This window comes from Isoptericola jiangsuensis (assembly GCF_002563715.1).
In the GTDB taxonomy this organism is placed as follows: domain Bacteria; phylum Actinomycetota; class Actinomycetes; order Actinomycetales; family Cellulomonadaceae; genus Isoptericola; species Isoptericola jiangsuensis.
Genome location: NZ_PDJJ01000001.1, coordinates 1,462,379 through 1,483,342, shown reverse-complemented (window position 1 = coordinate 1,483,342; position 20,964 = coordinate 1,462,379). Strand labels below are relative to the sequence as shown.

Sequence of the window (20,964 nt, the reverse complement as noted above, 5' to 3'; positions counted from 1 at the left end):
GCAGGTCCGACGGCGGTCAGGACTGGCAGGCCGGGCACCAGAACAGGTTCCGGCCCGCCAGGTCCGCCACCGCCACGGGCGTGCCGCACACGCGGCAGCCGAGCCCGTCGCGGTGGTAGACGTAGAACGCCTCGTCCGCGGGCACGGCGCCGGTGTCGTCGTCGGTGTTCTGCCGGGTGCGGCGACGGCCGGCGCCGGGGGCCGGGCCGGTCCCCGCCCCGCGGTCCTCGGGCCGGGTCGTGACGATCCGGCCCGTCGCGGCCCCGTCGCGCATGAGGTCGACGAGGTCGTCCCAGATCGCGGCGAGGACGGCCGCGGGCACGTCCCGGCCCGGGCGCAGCGGGTCGAGCCGGGCCCGGAACAAGGCCTCGGCGCGGTAGATGTTGCCGACGCCCGCCACCACGGCCTGGTCCATGAGCTGCTGGCCGACCGTCACCCGCGAGCGCCGCACCCGCGCCACGAACGCGTCGCGGGCCGCGGCCAGGTCGCCCCGGCCGCCGTCGGGCCGGATCGGGTCCGGTCCCAGCCGGGCCTCGACGTCCGCCTTCTCGGCACCCGTGAGGACCTCGCAGGCCGTGGGGCCGGTGAGGTCCGCGACCGCCGAGTCGGCGAGCAGCCGCACGCGCACGGCCCCGCGGGGCGCCGGCGGCTCCCACGCTCCCGGGGCGTCCGCCGCGACGCCGGCCGGGACGGAGTCCCGTTCGCCGATGCGTCGCCGTGGCGCCCCGATGGCGTGCACGACGTCGTCCCCCGTGCCTGCGAACGTCCACGCGCCGTACAGGCCGAGGTGGACGCGCAGCCAGCGGGCCACGTCGTCGTCGCCCGACGACGCGAAGCCGCAGAACAGCTGCTTGCCCCACGCCTCGGCGCGCACCAGGACGGACCCGTCGAGCAGCGCCGCGCCGTGCGCGAACCGGCCCTGCGGGCTGGTCACGGCGAGCGGCCGCCCGGCGAACAGCGTCTCGAGGGTACGGGCCAGCCGGTGGACGGTGTGCCCCTCGGGCACGTCAGGCGGTCGCGGGCCGGGAGGCCTCGTACGCGGCGAGCTGGTCGATGCGGCGCTGGTGGCGCGCGTCGCCCGAGAACGGCTCGGCGACGAACGCGTCGACGAGGGCCGCGGCCTCCTCCAGGGAGTGCATGCGGCCGCCGACGGCGATGACGTTCGCGTCGTTGTGCTGGCGGCCGAGCGTGGCCGTGTCCAGGGACCAGGCGAGGATCGCGCGGACGCCCGGCACCTTGTTCGCGGCGATCTGCTCGCCGTTGCCCGACCCGCCGATGACGATGCCGAGCGTGCCCGGCTCCGCGACGACCGCCTCGCCCGCGGCGAAGCAGAACGAGGGGTAGTCGTCCAGCGCGTCGTACTCGTGGGCCCCGTGGTCGACGACGTCGTGACCGGCCTCGGTGAGGTGGGCGACGAGGTGGGACTTGAGCTCGAATCCGGCATGATCGGCGGCGATGTGCAGGCGCATGGGGCCATTCTCCCCCATCGCGCCGACCGTGCCGTACGCGCCGGACGCCCCGCGCGCGACGCGTAGTGTGACGCCATGACGACCGACGCGACCGGGCTGCGGTCCGGCATCGACCTGTCCGCCCTCGACGACGCCGTCCGCCCGCAGGACGACCTGTTCCGCCACGTCAACGGGCGCTGGCTCGACACCTACGAGATCCCCGCCGACCGCGCCATGGACGGCGCGTTCCGCACCCTGCACGACGCCGCGGAGGAGCAGGTCCGCGAGATCATCACCGACGCGGGCGCCGCCGTCCTGGCCGGGACCGCGACGGGCGCGCAGGCCCAGGTGGGCGCCCTGTACGCCAGCTTCATGGACACCGACCGCATCGAGGCGCTCGGCACCGACCCGGTCGCCGACGAGCTCGGCGCCGTGCGCGACGCCGCGGACTCCGCCGCCCTGACGCGCGTCCTGGGCGGGCTGCAGCGCACCGGCGGGGGCGGCGTGGTCGGCCTCTACGTCGACAACGACGCCAAGGACCCCGAGCGGTACGTCGTCTACCTCGTCCAGGGCGGCCTCGGCCTGCCCGACGAGGCGTACTACCGGGAGGACCAGTACGCGGCCGTGCGCGACGCCTTCCTCCCGCACGTCGCGCGGATGCTCGGGCTCGCCGGCGTGGACGAGGCGTCGTGGGGCGTCACCCCGGAGGCGGCGGCCGAGCGCGTCGTCGCCCTGGAGACGGCGCTGGCCGGGCACCACTGGGACGTCGTGCGCGACCGCGACGCCACCCTGACCTACAACCCGATGACGCTGGCCGACCTCGCGGGCTCCGCGCCCGGGTTCGACTGGGCGGCGTGGGCCGACGCCCTCGGCGCGCCCGCCGGGTCGCTCGACGACCTCGTGGTGCGCGAGCCGTCCTTCGCGACCGGCTTCGCGGAGCTGTGGGCGCAGGCCGACCTCGCCGACTGGAAGCTGTGGGCGGCCTACCACCTGATCACGTCGCGCGCCCCCTACCTGAGCGACGCCGTCGTGCAGGCGAACTTCGACTTCTACGGGCGCACGCTGTCCGGCGCGCAGGAGGTCCGCGAGCGTTGGAAGCGCGGCGTGTCCGTCGTCGAGGGCGCGCTCGGCGAGGTCGTCGGCCAGGAGTACGTGGCCCGGCACTTCCCGCCGTCCCACAAGGAGCGGATGGACGAGCTCGTCGCGAACCTGGTGGCCGCCTACCGGGAGTCCATCACCGGGCTGGACTGGATGACGGACGAGACCCGCGCCAAGGCGCTCGCCAAGCTCGAGCAGTTCACGCCGAAGGTCGGCTACCCGGTGCGGTGGAAGGACTACTCCGCCCTCGTGGTCGCCGAGGACGACCTCGTCGGGAACGTCCGCCGCGCCCACGCCGTCGAGCAGGACCGCGAGCTCGCGAAGATCGGCCGGCCCCTGGACCGCGACGAGTGGTTCATGACGCCGCAGACCGTCAACGCCTACTACAACCCCGGCATGAACGAGATCGTGTTCCCCGCGGCGATCCTCCAGCCGCCGTTCTTCGACCCGGACGCCGAGGACGCCGTGAACTACGGCGGCATCGGCGCGGTCATCGGGCACGAGATCGGGCACGGGTTCGACGACCAGGGCTCCAAGTACGACGGCGCCGGCCGCCTCGAGGACTGGTGGACGCAGGCCGACCGCACCGAGTTCGAGCAGCGCACGTCCGCGCTGATCGCGCAGTACGACGCGTTCCGGCCCGCGCAGCTCGGCGACGACGGCCCCACCGTCAACGGCTCCCTCACCGTCGGGGAGAACATCGGCGACCTCGGCGGCCTGTCGATCGCGCTCACGGCGTACCGGATCGCGCTGGGCGGCTCGCTCGACGGCGCGCCCGTCGTGGACGGGCTCACCGGCGTCCAGCGGGTGTTCCTCGGGTGGGCGCAGGTGTGGCAGGCCAAGGGCCGCGACGCCGAGGTGGTGCGCCGCCTCGCCACGGACCCGCACTCCCCGAACGAGTTCCGCTGCAACGGCGTCGTGCGCAACGTCGACGAGTTCTACACGGCGTTCGACGTCGACGCCGACGACGCGCTGTACCTGCCCGCCGCGGAGCGCGTGCGCATCTGGTGAGACGACGACCGGGCGGCGTCGACGTGCGACGCCGCCCGGTCGGTCACCGGCCCGCCCCTGCCGGGGCGCTCACCGCTACGACGTGGCGCCGATCCCGGCCCGGGCCAGCGAGAAGCCGTTGCCCGACGGGTCGTGGCGGCAGTACATGCCGTCCTGCTCCGAGGTGCACGTGAAGTCGCCCTCGGTGACGGACTCCCCGTAGGCGAGCTCGTCGAGCTTCTTCGGGGCCTTCTTCGGCTTGGAGTCGACGCACGGCAGCGCGACGTCGCCGACCGAGTCCAGGGTCACCACGTAGCCGGACGACCCGTCGCAGCCCTCCACGGGCGCGGGGCGCTGGTTGAGCTCGGCGATGCCGCACGAGACCCCGGCCTCGAAGATCTGGCAGCTGATGTTGCGCGACGGCGACCGGAGCTCGGCGACCTGCGCGCCGAACGCGACCGCTTCCGCCTCCCCCTGGTCCTGGCCGTCCCCCTCGGCCGCCGCGGCCGGCGTGTCCGACGGCGTCGACACGCTGGGGACGTCCGGCCCCGTCAGCGCCTGGACGACGAACACCAGCGCGACCACGAGGAGCACCACGTCCACCGCGATGAACGCGAGCCATCCCGGGCTGAGCCGGCGACCCCGCGACCGACCGACGGCCGGGTTCTGCGTGGTCGCCGGGCCCCCCTGCGGGGCGCCCGCGCCGTGCGCCGACGGCTGGGCGTACGCGTGCTGCTCGGGCGTGTACCCGTAGCCCGGCGCCTGCGGGGCCGGCTGGGAGTAGACGGGCTGCCGGGCCGGCGCGGACCGGTGCGTCGCCGGGGCGGGCGGGGGCACGGCAGCCGTCTGCTGCGCCGCCGGAGGGTACGAGCCCGCCGCCGGTGCCACCGGCGCCATCGCGGCCGTCGCCTGCGCGGGCGGGGTCGTGGACCGCGGCGGGTAGGTGGCCGACCCCGGCGGGTACGCGGCGGTCGCCTGCGCCGGCGGGTAGGCGGCGGTCGGCGCGGGCGGGTACGCGGCCGTGGCCTGCGCCGGCGGGTAGCCGGGGGAGGCCGCCGACGGCGAGGCGACCGACCCCGGCGCCGGCGGGACCGGCGCGTGGAGGTTCTGGTGCACCTGCGTGGCGTGCGGGTCCCGGGCCGGGGCCGGGGACGCCGCCGTCGACGGGGACGCCGGGGACGCGGCCGACCCGGGCCGCGCACCGCCCGGGGCGAACGACGGCGGGGCCTGGCGCGGGACCTGCGACCGCTCGGCACCGGGCTGCGGCGACGCAGGCCCGGGGGGCGGAGGGGGCGGCACGGTGCCGGACATCTGAGCTCCTTCCCGCGTCCCGGCGAGGCACTCGACCTCGCGCGACGCGATGACACGCAACGCGCAGGATGTCACGACCCACCGTCACAGGTCGAACCCCTGTCCCCCGGATTTCCCCCGCGGGGGCCCGGAAACACGTTCAGGAGCGCACCACGGAGATGGCATGATCGACCGCGTGTCGCGACGACCTCGCGGCCCGCCGACCTGCCACCGTCCAAGGGAGCACCCGTGCCCGGAGAGAACCTCACCCGCGCCGAGGCGATCGAGCGCGCCGCCGTCGTGCACGGCGTCGAGTCCTACGCCATCGACCTCGACCTGACCACCGGCGCGGAGACGTTCTCCTCGACCACCGTCCTCAGGTTCACCGCGACCGAGGGCGCGAGCACGTTCCTCGACCTCGTCGCGCCGACCGTGCGCGAGGTCGTCCTCAACGGACGCGCCCTCGACGTCGCCGCCGTGTTCGCGGACTCCCGCATCGCGCTGACCGACCTGGCGGCCGAGAACGAGGTGCGCGTCGTCGCCGACTGCGCCTACATGAACACCGGCGAGGGCCTGCACCGGTTCGTCGACCCCGTCGACGGCGAGGTCTACCTCTACACCCAGTTCGAGGTCCCCGACGCCCGCCGCGTCTTCGCGACGTTCGAGCAGCCGGACCTCAAGGCGCCCTTCCAGCTGTCGGTCACGGCGCCCGCCCGCTGGCACGTCGTGTCCAACCAGCCGACCCCGGAGCCGACGCCCGCCGTCCACGCGACCGACGCCGCCGTCGAGACCGCCCGCTGGGAGTTCGGCGCCACCCCGCGCATCTCCAGCTACCTCGTGGCGCTCGTCGCGGGCCCCTACGCCGTGGAGCGCGGCGAGGTCACGTCCGCCGACGGCCGCGTGATCCCGCTCGGCGTGTTCTGCCGGTCCTCGCTGTCCGCGCACCTCGACGCCGACGCCATCATGGAGACCACCCGCCAGGGCTTCGCGTTCTACGAGGAGACGTTCGGCGTCCCCTACCCGTTCGACAAGTACGACCAGCTCTTCGTGCCCGAGTACAACATGGGCGCGATGGAGAACCCCGGCTGCGTCACGTTCACCGAGTCGTACGTCTTCCGCTCCAAGGTGACCGACGCCGTGCGCGAGCGTCGCGTCGTGACGATCCTGCACGAGCTCGCCCACATGTGGTTCGGCGACCTCGTCACGATGAAGTGGTGGAACGACCTCTGGCTCAACGAGTCGTTCGCCGAGTACGCGTCCACGCTCGCCACGGCCGAGGCCACCGAGTGGGAGGCCGCCTGGACGACGTTCAACGCGATGGAGAAGACCTGGGCCTACCGCCAGGACCAGCTCCCCTCCACCCACCCGATCGTCGCCGCCATCAACGACCTGGAGGACGTCCAGGTCAACTTCGACGGCATCACCTACGCCAAGGGCGCCTCGGTGCTCAAGCAGCTCGTCGCCTGGGTGGGTCGCGACGAGTTCATCAGCGGCGTCTCCGCGTACTTCCGCAAGCACGCGTGGGGCAACACCGAGCTCACGGACCTCCTCGTCGAGCTCGAGGCCACCAGCGGCCGCGACCTCACGGCCTGGTCGAAGATCTGGCTCGAGACGGCCGGCGTCAACACGCTGCGTCCCGAGATCGGCACCGACGCCGACGGCGTCGTCACGTCGTTCGCGATCACGCAGACCGCGCCCGCCGACCACCCGACGATCCGCCCGCACCGCCTCGGCATCGGCTTCTACGACCTCGACGCGTCCGGCGCCGTCGTGCGGACCCGGTCCGTGCACGTCGACGTCGACGGGGAGCGCACCGAGATCCCCGAGCTCGTCGGCGTCGACCGGCCCGGCCTCGTCCTCGTCAACGACGACGACCTCGCCTACGCCAAGGTGCGTCTCGACGACGCGTCGCTCGCGTTCGCCGTCGAGCACCTCTCCCGCATCGCCGACCCGCTCGCGCGCTCCCTCGTGTGGGGCTCCGTGTGGGACGCCGTCCGCGACGGCGAGACGCCTGCGTCCGCCTACGTCGACCTCGTGCTGGGCAACATCGCCGCCGAGACCGAGTCGACCACCGTGCGCACCACGCTCGCCCAGCTCGGGCTCGCCGCCCGCTCCTACGTCGCGCCCGCCCGTCGGGCCGCCGTCGCGGAGCGCGTCGGCGACACCCTGTGGCGGCTCGCGCAGGCCGCCGACGCCGGGTCCGACCTCCAGCTCCAGCTCGTCAAGTACTTCGCGGCGCTGTCCTCGACGTCCGCGCACGTCGCGCCGCTGCGCGGGCTGCTCGACGGTTCGGTGACGCTCGACGGCCTCACCGTCGACACCGACCTGCGCTGGGAGCTCCTCGAGGGCCTCGTGCTCCTCGGCGACGCCGACGAGACCGAGATCGACGCCGCGCTCGCCGCCGACGACACCGCGACCGGCCGTCAGGCCGCCGCCCGGGCCCGCGCCGCCGTCCCGACGGTCGAGGCGAAGGAGCGCGCCTTCGCGTCCGTCGTCGACGACGCGGACGCGCCCAACGCGATCATCCGCGCCACCGCCGCCGGGTTCGTGCACGTCGTCGACCCGACCGTGCTCGCACCGTTCGCGCAGCGCTACGTCGACGCGCTGCTGCCCGTCTGGGAGACCCGCAGCTACCACATCGCCGAGGAGCTCATCGAGGGTCTCTACCCGGCACCGCTGGCCTCGGTGGAGCTGCGCGACGCCGCCCGCGGCTGGCTCGACGCCCACCCCGACGCCGCCGCGGCCCTGCGCCGCATGGTCGTCGAGGGCCTCGCGGGCACCGAGCGGGCCCTGGCCGCCCAGGCGGCCGACGCCGCCTGACGAGCCGGCGCAGACCTCGCCGGCACAGCGCAGGCCCCCGCGAGTCGCGGGGGCCTGCGCTGCGTCGCGGGGAGGTCAGCGACCCTGCGCGACCGCGGCGAACAGGGAACGCAGGCGGGCGTTGTCGAACAGGTCCTCGACGAGCACCGGGTTGCCCGCGGAGTCGCCCAGCGGGACCTTCCAGTTCGGGTACTCGCGGTCGGTGCCGGGCTGGTTCTGGGAGCGGCGCTCCCCCACGGCGTCGACGAGCTGCACGCCGACCAGGGCGGCCCGGGAGCGACGCAGGTAGCGGTGCAGCGCCTCGACGACCTCCCGCTCGGACGGGTTGTCCCCCACGAGGCCCTGTTCGGCCAGGGTGCGGACGGCGGCGGCGCGCTCGGCACGGGCGCGGCCGCGCAGCACCTGCGCGTCCTCGGTGAGCAGGCCGAGGCGTTCACGCAGGTCCACGTGCTCCCCGGCGAGGTAGCCGGCCGTCGGCGGCATGTCGTGCGTGCCGACGGACGCGAGGGTGAGGTGGCGGTAGTCCTGCGGGGCGGTGGGCTGGTCGCCGTCCTTCTCGAACCAGAACACGGACGTGCCGAGGACGCCACGGTCGGCGAGGTAGTCGCGCACCCACGGCTCGAAGACGCCGAGGTCCTCCCCCACCACGATCGCCCCGGCGCGCTGCGCCTCCAGGCACAGGATGCCGACGAGGGCGTCGTGGTCGTAGCGGACGTACGCGCCCTGCGTGGGCGACATGCCCTGCGGGACCCACCAGAGCCGGAACAGCCCGAGGACGTGGTCGACGCGCAGCGCACCGGCGTGCCGCAGGACCGTGCGGAGCATGTCCCGGTAGGGCGCGTACCCGGCGTGCGCGAGGGCGCGCGGGTTCCACGGCGGCTGGGACCAGTCCTGGCCCTGCTGGTTGTACATGTCGGGCGGGGCGCCGACGCCGACGCCGGGGGCGAGGACGCCCGCGTTGGCCCAGGCGTCCGCCCCGTCGGGGTGCACGCCGACGGCGAGGTCGTGGACGATGCCGATCCGCATGCCGGCCTCGACGGCGGTGCGCTGCGTGTCGTGCTTCTGCTCGTCGAACACCCACTGGAGCCAGGTGTAGAAGTCGACGCGGTCGGCGAGGCGCTCGCGGGCCTGCGCGACGGCGGGCGAGGCGGGGTCGGCGAGGTCGGAGGGCCAGCGTCCGCCGCCGAGCTCCTCGGTGAGGGCGCACCACGTCGCGAAGTCGCGCAGGCCGGTGCCCTGCTCGGCGACGAACGCCTCGAACGCCGCCTGCCGGGACGCGCGGCGCGGTGCGGTGTGCACGACCTCCAGCGCGGCCTTCTTCGCGTCCCACACGGCGTCGCGGTCGATGGGGCCGTCGTCGGAGGCGAGGTCGCGCACGGGGTCGGACGCCCACTCGACCAGCGAGCGGTCCGCGGCGGACAGGTACGCCGTCTCGGGGATGTCCTCGACGCGCACGTACAGGGGGCTGCCGAACCGGCGGGACGTCGGCAGGTACGGCGACGGGGTGAGAGGGGTGACGGGCTCGGCGGCGGCGAGCGGGTTGACGGCGACGAAGTCGGCGCCGGCCCGGTGCGCGGTGAGCCAGGCGAGGTCGGCGAGGTCGGCGAGGTCGCCCATCCCCCACGACGTGCGGGACCGCACCGAGTAGAGCTGCACGAGCACGCCCCACGCCTGGCGGCGGTCGAGGTCGGCGGGGAGCTCGAGCCGGCGCGGGGTGACGACGAGCGTCGTGGTGACCTCGTGCCCCTCGGTGAGCGCGTGCAGGGTGTGCCAGCCGAGCGGCAGGTCCGTCGGGACGGCGAACGTGGCCCGCCCGACCTGACGGCCGTCGACCTCGCGCGGCTCGACGAACACGTCGACCTGGTCGAGGTCGCGCCGCGGACGCACCTGGTGCGGGCGCGCGGTGGGCTCGGCGCCCTCGACCTCGAGCCAGACGTGCACGGACGCGCCGTGGGTGACGTGCACGGGGACGTCGTGGCGGTCGCCCTGGCGGACGACGACGGCGGGCGGCAGGACGCTGCGCCACTCGTCGTCGCGGGCGCGGCGCAGGCTGTGCGCCACCTCGCCCGGGGTGGAGGCCGCGACACCGAGCGCCGTGAGGACGGCCACGAGCGTGGCGTCGGACACCTGGACGACGCCGCCGCCGTACCGGTGGTACTCGGTGAGCACGCCGTGCGCGGCGGCGAGCTCACGCAGGGCGTCGGGCGCGGCGGCCTCGGGCACGGCCTGGGACGTCTCGGGGGTGCTCACGGGACGATCCTGCCACTTCCGCACCGGCGTGGCACCGCCCGCACGCTGCACGGACGGTGCCGACGCCCCTCCGGGCGGGTCGGCCGAGGGTCCCGGGGGCGGTTCACGAGGCCGACCTCGGGAGCTACCGTGGCTCTCGTGCTGATCTCACCCACCGCCATGAACCTGTGGTACGCCACGACGCCGTCCCCCGACCCGTCGACCAGCGAGGGCGTGCTGGAGCAGACGAGCGACGCGGTCGGCCAGGCCGGCAGGTCGTTCTGGGAGTGGTTCAGCGGCTGGCCGCTGCACGTCATCGTCATCCTCGTCGTCGGCGTCGTCCTGCTGGTGGTGCTGCGCCGCGTGATCAGCCACGTGACGGAGCGGATCGCGGTCGGCGCGCCGAAGGGCACGGAGGGGTCCTGGAAGGACTGGATGCGCCGGACCCCGCTGGTCGAGGACGCGATCGCGGTGGCGAACCCGCTGGCGAACGAGCGGCGCGCGCAGCGCGCGCGCACCGTGGGGTCGGTGCTGAACTCGGCGGCGAACATCGTCATCGGCGTCATGATCGTGCTGAGCATCCTGGCGGAGCTCGGCATGAACGTGGGCCCGCTGCTCGCGTCGGCCGGTCTCGTGGGCGTCGCGATCGGCTTCGGCGCGCAGTCGCTCGTCACGGACTTCATCTCGGGCATCTTCATCCTCATCGAGGACCAGTACGGCGTGGGTGACGTCGTCGACCTCGGGTCGGGCGCCGAGGGCGTCATCGAGGAGGTGCAGCTGCGCACCACGCAGGTGCGCGCCGTCGACGGCACCCTGTGGTGGGTGCGCAACGGCGAGATCCTGCGGGCGGGCAACCGGACGCAGCGCTGGTCGCGCGCGGTGGCGGAGGTGCGCGTCCCGGTGGACTCCGACATCTCGACCGTGCGGGCCGCGCTGGACCGCGCGGCGGAGACCGTCGCCGCGGACGAGACGTTCGCGGCCGAGTTCATCGAGCCGCCGGCGGTGCGCAGCGGCGTCGACATGGTCTCGGACATCTCGATGACGTTCACGATCCTGGCGCAGGTGCGTCCGGGCATGCAGTGGGAGGTGTCCCGGGCGCTGCTCCTCGCCGCGCAGGCCGAGCTGCGCGCGGCGGGCATCCGGCGCGGCGAGACGTCGACGCGGACCGCGGCGGCCACGGACGTCGAGAACCCGTGACCCGACGCCGGGGCGAGCCGGAGGCGTGACGGACCGGGCCGTCGGGGAGTCCCCGACGGCCCGGTCGTGCGTCGCGGTCAGGCCGAGGCGAGCCGGCCGTCGAGCTCGGCGGCGAGGTTGTCGGCCTCGGGCCCGACGATGACCTGGATGATGCGCCCGGACCGGACGACGCCGAACGCCCCGGAGGACTTCAGGCCGTCCTCGTCGACGAGGGCGGGGTCGGACACCTGCACGCGCAACCGGGTGATGCAGGGCTCCAGCTCGACCACGTTGGCCGTGCCGCCGAGCGCCTCGAGGATGTCTTCCGCCTTGCTCATTCGGTGTCTCCCCAGTCTCTGGTCGTGCGGATCGCGTCGTTGCAGGTCCGCCCCCCAGCCTAACCCCTCCGCCCGGGCCCGGCGGGGGCGACGTGCGGGTGACCGGTGCCACGTCCGCCCGGGCACGCGGGTCTGGGAGGATGGCGGCGTGACGACCCCCAGCTTTTTCGAGGAGGTCGGCGGGCACGACGTCTTCGTCCGGCTCGTCGACGTGTTCTACGACGGTGTGGCGACCGACGAGGTGCTGCGCCCCATGTACCCCGAGGAGGACCTCGGTCCTGCCAAGGTGCGCCTGACGATGTTCCTGGAGCAGTACTGGGGCGGTCCGTCGACGTACAGCGAGCAGCGGGGTCACCCGCGGCTGCGGATGCGGCACGCGCCGTTCAAGGTGAACCCGGACGCGCGGGACCGCTGGCTGCTCCACATGCGCACGGCGGTCGACGCCCTCGACCTGGCCCCGGCCCACGAGTCCCAGCTGTGGGACTACCTGGAGCGTGCGGCGTTCAGCCTCCTCAACACCTTCGAGGAGTGATGCGGAGCCCGGTCGAGGTGGGGGCGAGGAACGAGCACCCGCCGAGGCCGGACGCAGCAGCATCCCCGCCCTGCCCCTTCCCCACGACCTGAGGACGACGAGCATGACGCACACCTCCCCTGACCCGTTGGACCGCCTGCTGGCGACGCTGGAGCTGCACGAGATCGAGGGCTGGGGCCCGCGCGGCGAGGAGGACGTGTGGCGCGGGCGCTCCCTGCCGGGGCCGGCGCGGCGGGTGTACGGCGGGCAGGTGCTGGCGCAGGCGCTGATGGCGTGCGGGCGCACGGTGGAGGCGGACCGGCTGCCGCACTCGTTGCACGCGTACTTCCTGCGCGAGGGCGGTCTGGACGAGCCGATCGACTTCGCGGTGGAGCGGCTGCGGGACGGCCGGTCGTTCAGCGCGCGGCGGACGCACGCGATCCAGTCGGGCAAGCCGATCCTGACGTTGACGGCGTCGTTCCAGACGGACCAGCCGGGGTACGAGGCGTACCAGCCGGCGCCGTCGGACGTGCCGGACCCGGAGGACGTGCCGTCGGCGGTCGACGTCCTGGGTCGGATCGACCATCCGGCGGCGCGGTTCTGGTCGCACGAGGCGGCGTTCGACCTGCGGCACGTGGGCGGTTCGATCTTCCTGGGGCCGGACCCGGACCCGTCGCCGGTGCAGCGGGTGTGGGTGCGGGCGCGGCACGAGATCGCGTCGGACGACCTGCTGCTGCACCGGGCGCTGCTGGCGTTCGCGTGCGACCAGATGATGCTGGAGCCGGTGCTGCGGCAGGCGGGCCGGTCGTGGCGGGACATCGGTGCGACGGTGCCGATGGCGAGCCTGGACCATGCGATGTGGTTCCACCGGGACGCGCGTGCGGACGAGTGGCTGCTGTACGTGCAGGAGTCGCCGGGTGCGCAGGGCGGCCGCGGCATGGGTCTGGCGCGGGTGTACGACCGGCGCGGTGCGCTGGTGGCGAGCATCGCGCAGGAGGGCATGGTGCGCCTGGAGGCCTGACGCCGTCGGGTTCTCGACCTGCGGTGTCGACGGGGGCGCAGCACACTGGCGTGATGCGTCTGCGTCGTGTGTCGGTGTCCACGCCCGGGTACTCCCGCCGGGCGAAGGGTGACGGGTGGGTGTTCCTCGACGTCGACGCGCTGCCGTTGACGGACGAGGCGGAGGTGGTGCGCTGCACCCGCCTGGCGGTGCCGCCGGCGTGGTCGGACGTGTGGATCTGCCGGTACGCGAACGGTCACGTGCAGGCGTTCGGCCGGGATGCCGCGGGGCGGGGCCAGTACCTGTACCACGAGCAGTGGAGCGCGCGGCGGGCGCGGCGCAAGCACGACCACGTGCTGGAGGTGGGGCGGCGGCTGCCGGGCGCGCGGCGCACGGTGTCGCGTGACCTGGCCCTGCCGGGGCTGCCGCGGCCGAAGGCGTTGGCGCTGGCGTTCCGGCTGCTGGACGAGGCGTACTTCCGCGCGGGTGGTGAGGTGTACGCGCGGCGGCACCGCAGCTTCGGGCTGGCGACGATCCGCAAGGAGCACGCGACGGTGCGGCGTGACGGGTCGGTGCACTTCCGGTACCCGGCGAAGTCGGGTCAGGTGCGGGACGTGCTGGTGGAGGACCCGGTGGTCGCGCAGGTGGTGTCGACGTTGAAGCGCCGCCGGGGCGGCGCGGAGCTGCTGGCGTGGCGGGAGGAGCGGTCCCGGGGCGGCGTGGTGTGGCACGACGTGTCGAGCGCGGACGTGCAGCGGGACGTGAAGGACCGGTTGGGCGAGGACGCGACGCCGAAGGACTTCCGCACGTGGCACGCGACGGTGCTGACGGCGCGGGCGCTGGCGGCGGTGGAGCCGCCGTCGTCGGAGCGGGGGCGGCGCCGCGTGGTGACGGGGATCGTGCGGGACGTGGCCGAGGAGCTGGGCAACACCCCGGCGGTGGCACGGTCGTCGTACATCGATCCGCGGTTGTTCGACCTGTGGGAGCAGGGGCGCACGATCGGGGGCGTGTCGTCCCGGTCGGCGGCGGAGCGCGCGGTGCTGGAGCTGCTGTCGTGAGGGCGGCGGTCACGGGGGTCACGGGGTACGTGGGGGGCCGGCTGGTGCCGGAGCTCCTGGCGGCGGGGTTCGAGGTGCGGGCGCTGACGCGGGACCCGGCACGGCTGGCGGGCCGGGAGTGGGTGGACGACGTCGAGGCGGTGCGGGCCGACGTGTCGGACCTTGACGCGGTGCGGGCGGCGCTGGAGGGCGCGGACGTCGCCTACTACCTGGTGCACTCGTTGGGCACGGGGGCGACGTTCGAGGCGCGGGACCGGCGCAACGCGCTGACGTTCGCGCGCGCGGCGCGCGAGGCGGGGGTGAGGCGGATCGTCTACCTGGGCGGCCTGTACCCGGACGTGCCGGAGGGCGAGCTGTCGCGGCACCTGGCGTCCCGCAAGGAGGTGGAGGAGATCCTCCTCGCGTCGGGGGTCCCGACGACGGTGCTGCGGGCGGCGGTGATCCTGGGTTCGGGGTCGGCGTCGTTCGAGATGATGCGCTACCTGACGGAGCGGCTGCCGGCGATGACGACGCCGCGCTGGGTGGACAACCGGATCCAGCCGATCGCGATCCGGGACGTGCTGCGCTACCTGGTGGGGTCGGCGTCGATGCCGGCGGACGTGTCGCGCGGCTTCGACATCGGCGGGCCGGACGTCCTGACGTACCGGCAGATGATGCAGCGCTACGCCCGGGTGGCGGGCCTGCCCCGGCGTGTCATCGTGGGGGTGCCGGTGCTGACGCCGCGGCTGTCGAGCCACTGGGTGGGGCTGGTGACGCCGGTGCCGTCGGGGATCGCGCGGCCGCTGGTGGAGTCGTTGGTGCACGAGGTGGTGTGCCGCGAGGACGACGTGCGCCGGTTCGTGCCCGACCCGCCGGAGGGTCTGGTGGGGGTGGACCGGGCGATCGAGCTGGCGTTGACGCGCATCCACGACGGCGAGGTGACGACGCGCTGGTCGTCGGCGTCGGTGCCGGGGGCGCCGTCGGACCCGTTGCCGACCGACCCGGACTGGGCGGGCGGCTCGTTGTACGTGGACGAGCGTCGCATCGTGGTGGACGCCCCGGCGGACGTGCTGTGGCAGGTGATCGAGGAGATCGGGGGGCACGGCGGCTGGTACTCGTGGTCGCTGGCGTGGCGGGTGCGGGGGCTGCTGGACCGGATGGTCGGCGGCCCGGGCCTGCGGCGGGGCCGGCGCGACGAGCATCGCCTGCGGGTGGACGACGCGGTGGACTTCTGGCGGGTGGAGGCGATCGAGCCGGGTCGGCGGCTGCTGCTGCGCGCGGAGATGCGGCTGCCGGGGCTGGCGTGGCTGGAGCTGCGGGTGGACTCCGCGGCCGAGGAGGTCACGGGGCCGGAAGACGACGGCCCGAAGCCGCAGGACGCCGCGGGTCCGGGGCGCACGTACTTCGCGCAGCGGGCGCTGTTCCACCCACAGGGGCTGCTGGGTCAGGCGTACTGGTGGTCGGTGGCGCCGTTCCACGGCGTCGTGTTCGGGGGCATGCAGCGCAACGTCGCCGCGGACGCCGAGGCGCGCGCCCGCGGCGACGGCTGACGCACCCGTGTCGCCCCGGGTGCGCGCCACGGCGGGCGGGCCGTGCGGCCCGCCCGCCGTGCCCCGCACCGGGAGTCAGTCGGTGCAGGCGAGGGTCTGGGCCGCCGGCGGTGTCCCGGTCCCGATGAACCCGACGGTCGCGGTCTGTCCCGCGCCGAGGTTCGCGTTCCAGCTCTCCGGCGTGATGACGCCGTCCGCGAGGCGTCCGCCCCACAGGTTGGAGGTGGTCAGCCCGGCGGGTGCGGTCACGACCCAGCCCTGGACGCCGGCGGGGCCGCCGGTGACGGTGATGGTGCCCTGGTAGCCGCCCTGCCACGACCCGGCGGTCGCGTAGGTGGCGGTGCACGCGCCGGCGGGCGGCTCGGGGTCGTCCTCGCCGGTCGTCACGGTGGCGGCGGCCGAGGCGGCCGACCGGTTGCCCGCCGCGTCCTTCGCCACGACGGTGTAGGCGTAGGTCGTCGCGGGCTCGAGGCCGGCGTCGGTGAACGACGTCGCCGACCCGCCGACGCTGCCGACGACGACGCCGTCGCGACGCACGTCGTAGCCGGTGACGCGCACGTCGTCGGTCGACGCCGCCCAGGTGACCTGCACGGTGGTGCCGTCGGCGGTGGCCGCCACGGACCCGGGGACCGTCGGCGCCTGCGTGTCCTCGACGGGCTCGGGCGCCTCCCCGAACAACCGGTCGTAGTCGGCGAGCGCCGTCGCGACGGCGGTCTGCGCCCAGAACCGGTGGTAGGTGAACTCGGGCGCGGGGCCGCCGTCCAGGTGGGCCTGGACCTTGTCCCACTCGGGGTCCTCGGTGAGGAACGACCGGATGTCGAGGAACGACACGCCCGGCTCGATGACGTCACCGTTCGGCATGGTGCCGCTCCAGCCTTCCGGGACGTGGACGCCGTCGCCGGTGGTGGAGGTGAGCACGTCGTCGAAGCGTGCGTAGTCGCCGCGGGTCTCGGTGGTGGCGACGCCGACGTCGTCGAGGTTCTGCTCCCAGATGGCGTTCAGCAGGTCGTGGGCGGTCTGCTGCGCGACGGTGTCACCGGACTCGGCGGCGTAGTACATGAGCGTGCGGGCGAGCGCGCCGGCGACGCCGACGTCCTGCCCGTAGCCCGTGACCTCGACGCTCAGGCCGGAGTTGTCGCCCGGGTTGTCGGGGTCCCAGTCGTCGGGCTGGCCCTCCCAGGCGAGGTTGGACGGGATCTGCCAGGTGTCCTCGGTGATCGTGATGTGGTCGACGACCCACGGCACCCACCTGTCGAGGATGTCCCCGGCCCGCTCGTCACCGGTCTCCTCGTAGAGCTGCGCGATGCGCTCGACGCCCCAGCCCTGCATGCCCATCCAGGAGTTGGAGGGCGGGTCGTGGTACACGGGCGCCTCGGTGTAGCCCATGCCGTAGAAGGTGGCGACGTCGTCGGGGCGGTCGGCGTAGTGACCGTCCCAGCTGTTGGTGGAGCCGCCGGCGATGCCACCCTCGGGGGCCTGGAGCCACTGGAAGAGCTCGATCTGGCGGTCCAGGCTGGTCGCCCAGTCGTCGTCGGCGGTGGGCGAGTCGGGCTTGAGCGCGGGGTCGTTGGCCAGGGCCCAGGCCGCCATCGGGTTCTGGTAGCCGAAGTGCGCGTGGCTGGAGCCGATGCGCCAGGCCCACGGGGACGCGGTGTCGAGCGCGCCGCCCCAGGCGTAGTACCAGGACAGCAGGTAGTGGGCGCTGTCGCGGCCGGTGCCGGCGGGGCAGGACGGCGACTGGCAGTCGGGGGTCTTGAAGTACTTGTCGAAGAGGGCGTAGCGCAGGTAGTCGCCCATCCTGGAGGCCTTGCCGACGGTGTCGGCGACGGCCTCGGGCTGGCCCTGCTCGGTGGCGAACTTGTTGGCCCAGTAGGCGGCCTCGACGGCGCGGGCGTCGGCGTCGGGGGCGTTGGTGTACTTCCACTGCTTCGCGTACGACGCGTCGCCGGTGAACAGGTCGAGGTAGCCGTTGTCGCCGCCGTAGCTGAAGTCGTCGATGGACGGCTGCGGGACGGTCTCCCAGACGGACTCCTGGGGGCCGCGCTGGAACGTGTTGATGTAGCTGGTGCCCTCGTGGTCGGGACCGAGCAGCGTGGAGGAGCCGGGGGCGGCGCCGAACCCGTAGACGTTGTCGACGTCGGCGAGCCAGTGCATGCCGTAGACCTCAGACGTGCCGTAGGTGGCCTTGAGCTCGTTCCCGATGGGGTCGGTGCCGACACCGACCGACGTGTCGAGCTGCGAGGGGTACTGGCTGGGGTGGTTGAACTCGGGCGCGTAGGTGGCGGGCCTGGCCGGGTCGTAGGCGCCGTTGGTGGGCTGGTTCTCGGTGGTGGGGATCATGTACTGCTCGAGGGTGTCCCACGCGTGGTTGAAGGGCTCCCAGTCGCCGGTGACCTGGCCGTACGACGTCTCGAGCCAGAGCCAGAAGGAGTAGGCCTCGCTGGTGGTCTCGTGACCGTGGTCGGGCGCCTCGACCATGAGGGTCTCGACGGCGTGGTACGGGATGCCCTGGGGCGAGAAGTAGCCGTTGGCGGGGTCGTGGATCTTGGCGTAGAGGTCGAGGAACCGCTGGGTGTACTCGCCGTCGGTGTCGAGCTCGGCCGCGGCGACGGGTGCGGAGGCGACCGGTGGGGCCGCTCCGGCGGGGACGGCCGCGACGAGCGCGGCCAGCGTGGCCGTCGCCGCGGCGCCCGCCAGCAGGCGGGTGCGGACGGGTGTGCGTGGCATGGGTGATACCTCTCTCCGTTGAGGGGGACACCTCGACCGTGCCGCCGTGGAAGCGTTCCCACAACGCGGCGAAACGTTTAGGGGCCGCCGGCCGGGTCAGACGTCGAGGGCGATCCGCCCCACCGGCAGCGCCGTCCCCCGGCGCACCACGTCCTCCGCGCGTCGCAGCACGACCCCCGCGTCCAGGCCGCCCGCCGGCTCTCCGGTGCCCACCGGCTCGACCACGACCTCGGCCCCCAGCACGGCACCGACCCGGGCCGCGCGCCGCCGCGCCGACGCCGGGTCGTGGCCGTCCAGCAGCACGGCCACCCCCCGCGGCCCGAGCCGCGTCACGCAGTCGTCCTCGCCGATCTCGCCCAGCAGCCGGTCCAGGGCGCGGGCCGCCGGCGGGGCGGGGAACCCCACGGCGAGCACCTGCCACCCGTAGCCCGCCACCCGGCGACCGCGCCGGATCGCCCGGTCGGCCCGGTCGACGAACAGCTCGCGCGGCACCGTGCGGCCGCCGAGGTCGGCCCCCGGCCCGGCACCGCGCTCCCCCGCGGCGTCGTCGGCCACCCGCGCCATCGCCCCCACCAGCCGGGCCGGCCGGTCGCCCGCGTCGTGGACCGTCACCGCGCGGCAGCGCACCGGTACCCAGGCACCGCCCGCGACGCGCAGCCGGTGCTCGACGTCGAGCGGCTCGCGCGAGCCCGACAGCTGGGCCGCCACCGCGGCGTGCACCCGCTGGAGGTCGTCGGGGTGGACCCGCGAGAACCACTCGTGCGGGTCGTCGCCGAGCGCCGCCCGGTCCGTGCCGACCAGCGCCGCCCACGCCGGCGAGTAGCGCACCGTCCCGGCGTCCACGTCCCAGTCCCACGTGCCGTCGTGCGACGCGATCGACACCAGCGCGGCGCGCTCCTCCCCCGCCGCGACGTCGACCGCGAGCGCGCGCTCGCGCTCCGCCGCCTCGGCGAGCTCGCGCCGCTGCGCCCGCAGGGACGTCAGCGCCTCCTCGGCGTCCAGCGCGACGGCGAGCATCGCGGCCCAGTGGTTGTAGCGCGCCCGGGTGCTCGTGGCCCGGGTGTCCACGAGCCCGCCGACGGCGAGGAAGCCCCGGTCGGACCGGCCGAACGCGACCGGCACCACGACGGTGAGGGACCGCGGGTCGGTGAGCGCCGCCGGGGGGAACTGGTCGGCCGTCATCACCTGCCCGACGAGGGCCTCCCCGCCCGGGTGCTGCCCGCGGGCCCCGACGACGCGCAGGACCCGCTCCCCGGGACGGTCCGGGTCGTCCTCCCACAGGGCGAGCGCGGCGACGGAGGTGCGCGTGCGCGGCATCCAGTCGAGGCGCCGCAGCGCCTCACCATCGGACCGCATGAGCTCCAGGTCGACGGCGTTCTGGTCCACCAGGTCCTGCTCGAGCCGCCCCGCGCGGGCCAGGTCGCCGTGCCCGCAGCCCCGCGCCAGCGCCGCGACCACCAGGCTCAGGGCCTCCTCGACGTCGTCGGCCGCCTCGGGCTCCATGCCGCGGGGCCGCGACGACGCGGCCGTGTCCGCGCCCGGCGCGGCCGCGCGCGCGGCGAGACGGCCACGCACCCGCCGGCACTCGGCGTGCAGCGCCGGGACGAGCTGCTCCAGCGCACCCGCGCCGGGGCGCAGCGCGGCGGTGCGGTCCCCGAGCGCGCGCAGCGCGGACGCGGGCGGGTGCTGCCCGGTGACGACGCACGCCTCGACGAGCTGGCGCACCGTCGACAGCCACGTCTCGGAGGCGCCGCGGCGCACCCCGTCGGTGCGGGCGAGCACGACGCGCGCGACGGCGGCCAGCGGGTCGGGCTCGTCCGGGCCTGCCTCGCCGTCCACGACGACGGTGCTGCGGGTGCCGCGTGCGCACCCGCACGACTCCCGGGTCACCAGGGCGGACACGTCGAGCCGGTGGTCGCCGTCGACGTCCTGGCCGCGCACCCGCGCCACGACGAGCTCGGCGGCGCGCTCCCCGACGAGGTCGTGCATGGGGTCGATCGACGTCAGACGCGGCCAGGTCCGCGCGCCCGAGTCGGAGTTGTCGAACCCGACCACGGCCTGGACGGCGGGGACCTCGAGGCCGGCGAGCTGCAGCCCGCGCAGGAACCCGACGGCGTTGCGGTCGGTCGCGGCGAGGGTCGCGGTCGTGGTGATGCCCTGCTCCGCGAGCCGGCGCGCGACGAGCTCGGCGCTCGACTCCTGGTTGTCCCGCGTCCGGTAGAACTGCTCCGGGGCGTGCTCGAGCCCGTGGTGGGCGAGCGCGTCCCGGAACGCGTCGTAGCGCTCGGCGATGTCGCTCTGCCCGGTGTTGCCGAGGAACCCGATGCGGCGGTGGCCGTGGTCGACGAGGTGGTCGACCGCCGCCCGCACGCCCCCGACGTTGTCCGGCGCGACCACCGGGACGTCGAGGCCGTCGGCCGAGACCCCGAGCCCGACCAGCGGGACCCCGGCCGCGCCGAGGCGCCGCAGGTCGGCCTCGCCGAGCGCGGTGGTCACCACGACGAGCCCGTCGAACGCCCCCACCCCGGGCGCGGCGCGGCGGAACGGCGCGACGGGGAACTCGTCCCGGTCGAGGTCCGCGGGGTAGGTCTGCACGGCGACCACGCGGTGTCCCTCGGCGCGGAGCACCCGCGTCATGCCGGCCAGGATCCGGCCGAAGTAGTAGCCGCCCACCACGGGCAGCAGCACACCGATCGTCAGGGGCGACCCCGTGGCGTTCCGGGCGCCTCGTGTCCACGTCGACACGTCAA

The 20,964-nt window shown here is 74.8% G+C and carries 14 protein-coding genes; 7 read left to right on the top strand and 7 right to left on the bottom strand.

The window, feature by feature from the left end; genetic code table 11:
* Positions 1–16: 16 nt before the first annotated feature.
* Positions 17–1,006 (bottom strand): Fpg/Nei family DNA glycosylase, encoded by a 990-nt coding sequence (locus ATJ88_RS06655; protein ID WP_098463145.1) that lies wholly within the window; start codon positions 1,004–1,006, stop codon positions 17–19.
* A gap of 1 nt (position 1,007) precedes the next feature.
* Complete coding sequence (locus tag ATJ88_RS06650; RefSeq protein ID WP_098465171.1) at positions 1,008–1,469, bottom strand: ribose-5-phosphate isomerase; 462 nt, start codon at positions 1,467–1,469, stop codon at positions 1,008–1,010.
* Positions 1,470–1,544: 75 nt separating this feature from the next.
* Between ATJ88_RS06650 and ATJ88_RS06645 the strand changes: the two genes are divergently transcribed.
* Complete coding sequence (locus ATJ88_RS06645; protein WP_098463144.1) at positions 1,545–3,557, top strand: M13 family metallopeptidase; 2,013 nt, start codon at positions 1,545–1,547, stop codon at positions 3,555–3,557.
* 75 nt (positions 3,558–3,632) lie between these two features.
* Here the strand turns inward: ATJ88_RS06645 and ATJ88_RS06640 are convergent, their stop codons facing one another.
* Positions 3,633–4,847 (bottom strand): hypothetical protein, encoded by a 1,215-nt coding sequence (locus ATJ88_RS06640; protein WP_098463143.1) that lies wholly within the window; start codon positions 4,845–4,847, stop codon positions 3,633–3,635.
* Between the two features lie 228 nt (positions 4,848–5,075).
* Between ATJ88_RS06640 and pepN the strand changes: the two genes are divergently transcribed.
* Complete coding sequence (pepN, locus tag ATJ88_RS06635; RefSeq protein ID WP_098463142.1) at positions 5,076–7,646, top strand: aminopeptidase N; 2,571 nt, start codon at positions 5,076–5,078, stop codon at positions 7,644–7,646.
* A gap of 75 nt (positions 7,647–7,721) precedes the next feature.
* On the opposite strand, the gene malQ is transcribed toward pepN, so the two are convergent.
* Entirely contained in the window at positions 7,722–9,896 is a 2,175-nt protein-coding gene (malQ, locus tag ATJ88_RS06630; protein ID WP_170023553.1) for a 4-alpha-glucanotransferase, read from the bottom strand.
* Between the two features lie 138 nt (positions 9,897–10,034).
* Between malQ and ATJ88_RS06625 the strand changes: the two genes are divergently transcribed.
* On the top strand, positions 10,035–11,072 hold the full coding sequence (locus ATJ88_RS06625; protein ID WP_245852195.1) for a mechanosensitive ion channel family protein: 1,038 nt from the start codon (positions 10,035–10,037) through the stop codon (positions 11,070–11,072).
* A 77-nt stretch (positions 11,073–11,149) separates the two neighbouring features.
* Here the strand turns inward: ATJ88_RS06625 and ATJ88_RS06620 are convergent, their stop codons facing one another.
* Positions 11,150–11,389: a PTS sugar transporter subunit IIB gene (locus ATJ88_RS06620; RefSeq protein WP_098463141.1), complete on the bottom strand. Its 240-nt coding sequence runs from the start codon at positions 11,387–11,389 to the stop codon at positions 11,150–11,152.
* Between the two features lie 148 nt (positions 11,390–11,537).
* Between ATJ88_RS06620 and ATJ88_RS06615 the strand changes: the two genes are divergently transcribed.
* The 4 genes from ATJ88_RS06615 (at position 11,538) to ATJ88_RS06600 (ending at position 15,487) form a co-directional block, all read left to right on the top strand.
* A complete protein-coding gene (locus ATJ88_RS06615) occupies positions 11,538–11,921 on the top strand; it encodes a globin (RefSeq protein WP_098463140.1) in 384 nt (127 codons plus the stop codon).
* A gap of 103 nt (positions 11,922–12,024) precedes the next feature.
* Positions 12,025–12,921 carry an acyl-CoA thioesterase gene (locus ATJ88_RS06610; protein WP_098463139.1) on the top strand — a complete coding sequence of 299 codons (897 nt, stop codon included), beginning with the start codon at positions 12,025–12,027 and terminating at the stop codon, positions 12,919–12,921.
* A 53-nt stretch (positions 12,922–12,974) separates the two neighbouring features.
* Positions 12,975–13,958, top strand: coding sequence for a DNA topoisomerase IB (locus tag ATJ88_RS18550; protein ID WP_098463138.1), 984 nt, complete (start codon positions 12,975–12,977; stop codon positions 13,956–13,958).
* Complete coding sequence (locus ATJ88_RS06600; protein WP_245852194.1) at positions 13,955–15,487, top strand: SDR family oxidoreductase; 1,533 nt, start codon at positions 13,955–13,957, stop codon at positions 15,485–15,487. Before ATJ88_RS18550 ends, ATJ88_RS06600 begins: the two co-directional genes overlap by 4 nt.
* Positions 15,488–15,562: 75 nt before the next feature.
* On the opposite strand, the gene ATJ88_RS06595 is transcribed toward ATJ88_RS06600, so the two are convergent.
* Entirely contained in the window at positions 15,563–18,214 is a 2,652-nt protein-coding gene (locus tag ATJ88_RS06595; protein WP_098463136.1) for a glycoside hydrolase family 48 protein, read from the bottom strand.
* Between the two features lie 96 nt (positions 18,215–18,310).
* A complete protein-coding gene (locus tag ATJ88_RS06590; RefSeq protein ID WP_170023551.1) occupies positions 18,311–20,959 on the bottom strand; it encodes a substrate-binding domain-containing protein in 2,649 nt (882 codons plus the stop codon).
* Between the last annotated feature and the right edge of the window lie 5 nt (positions 20,960–20,964).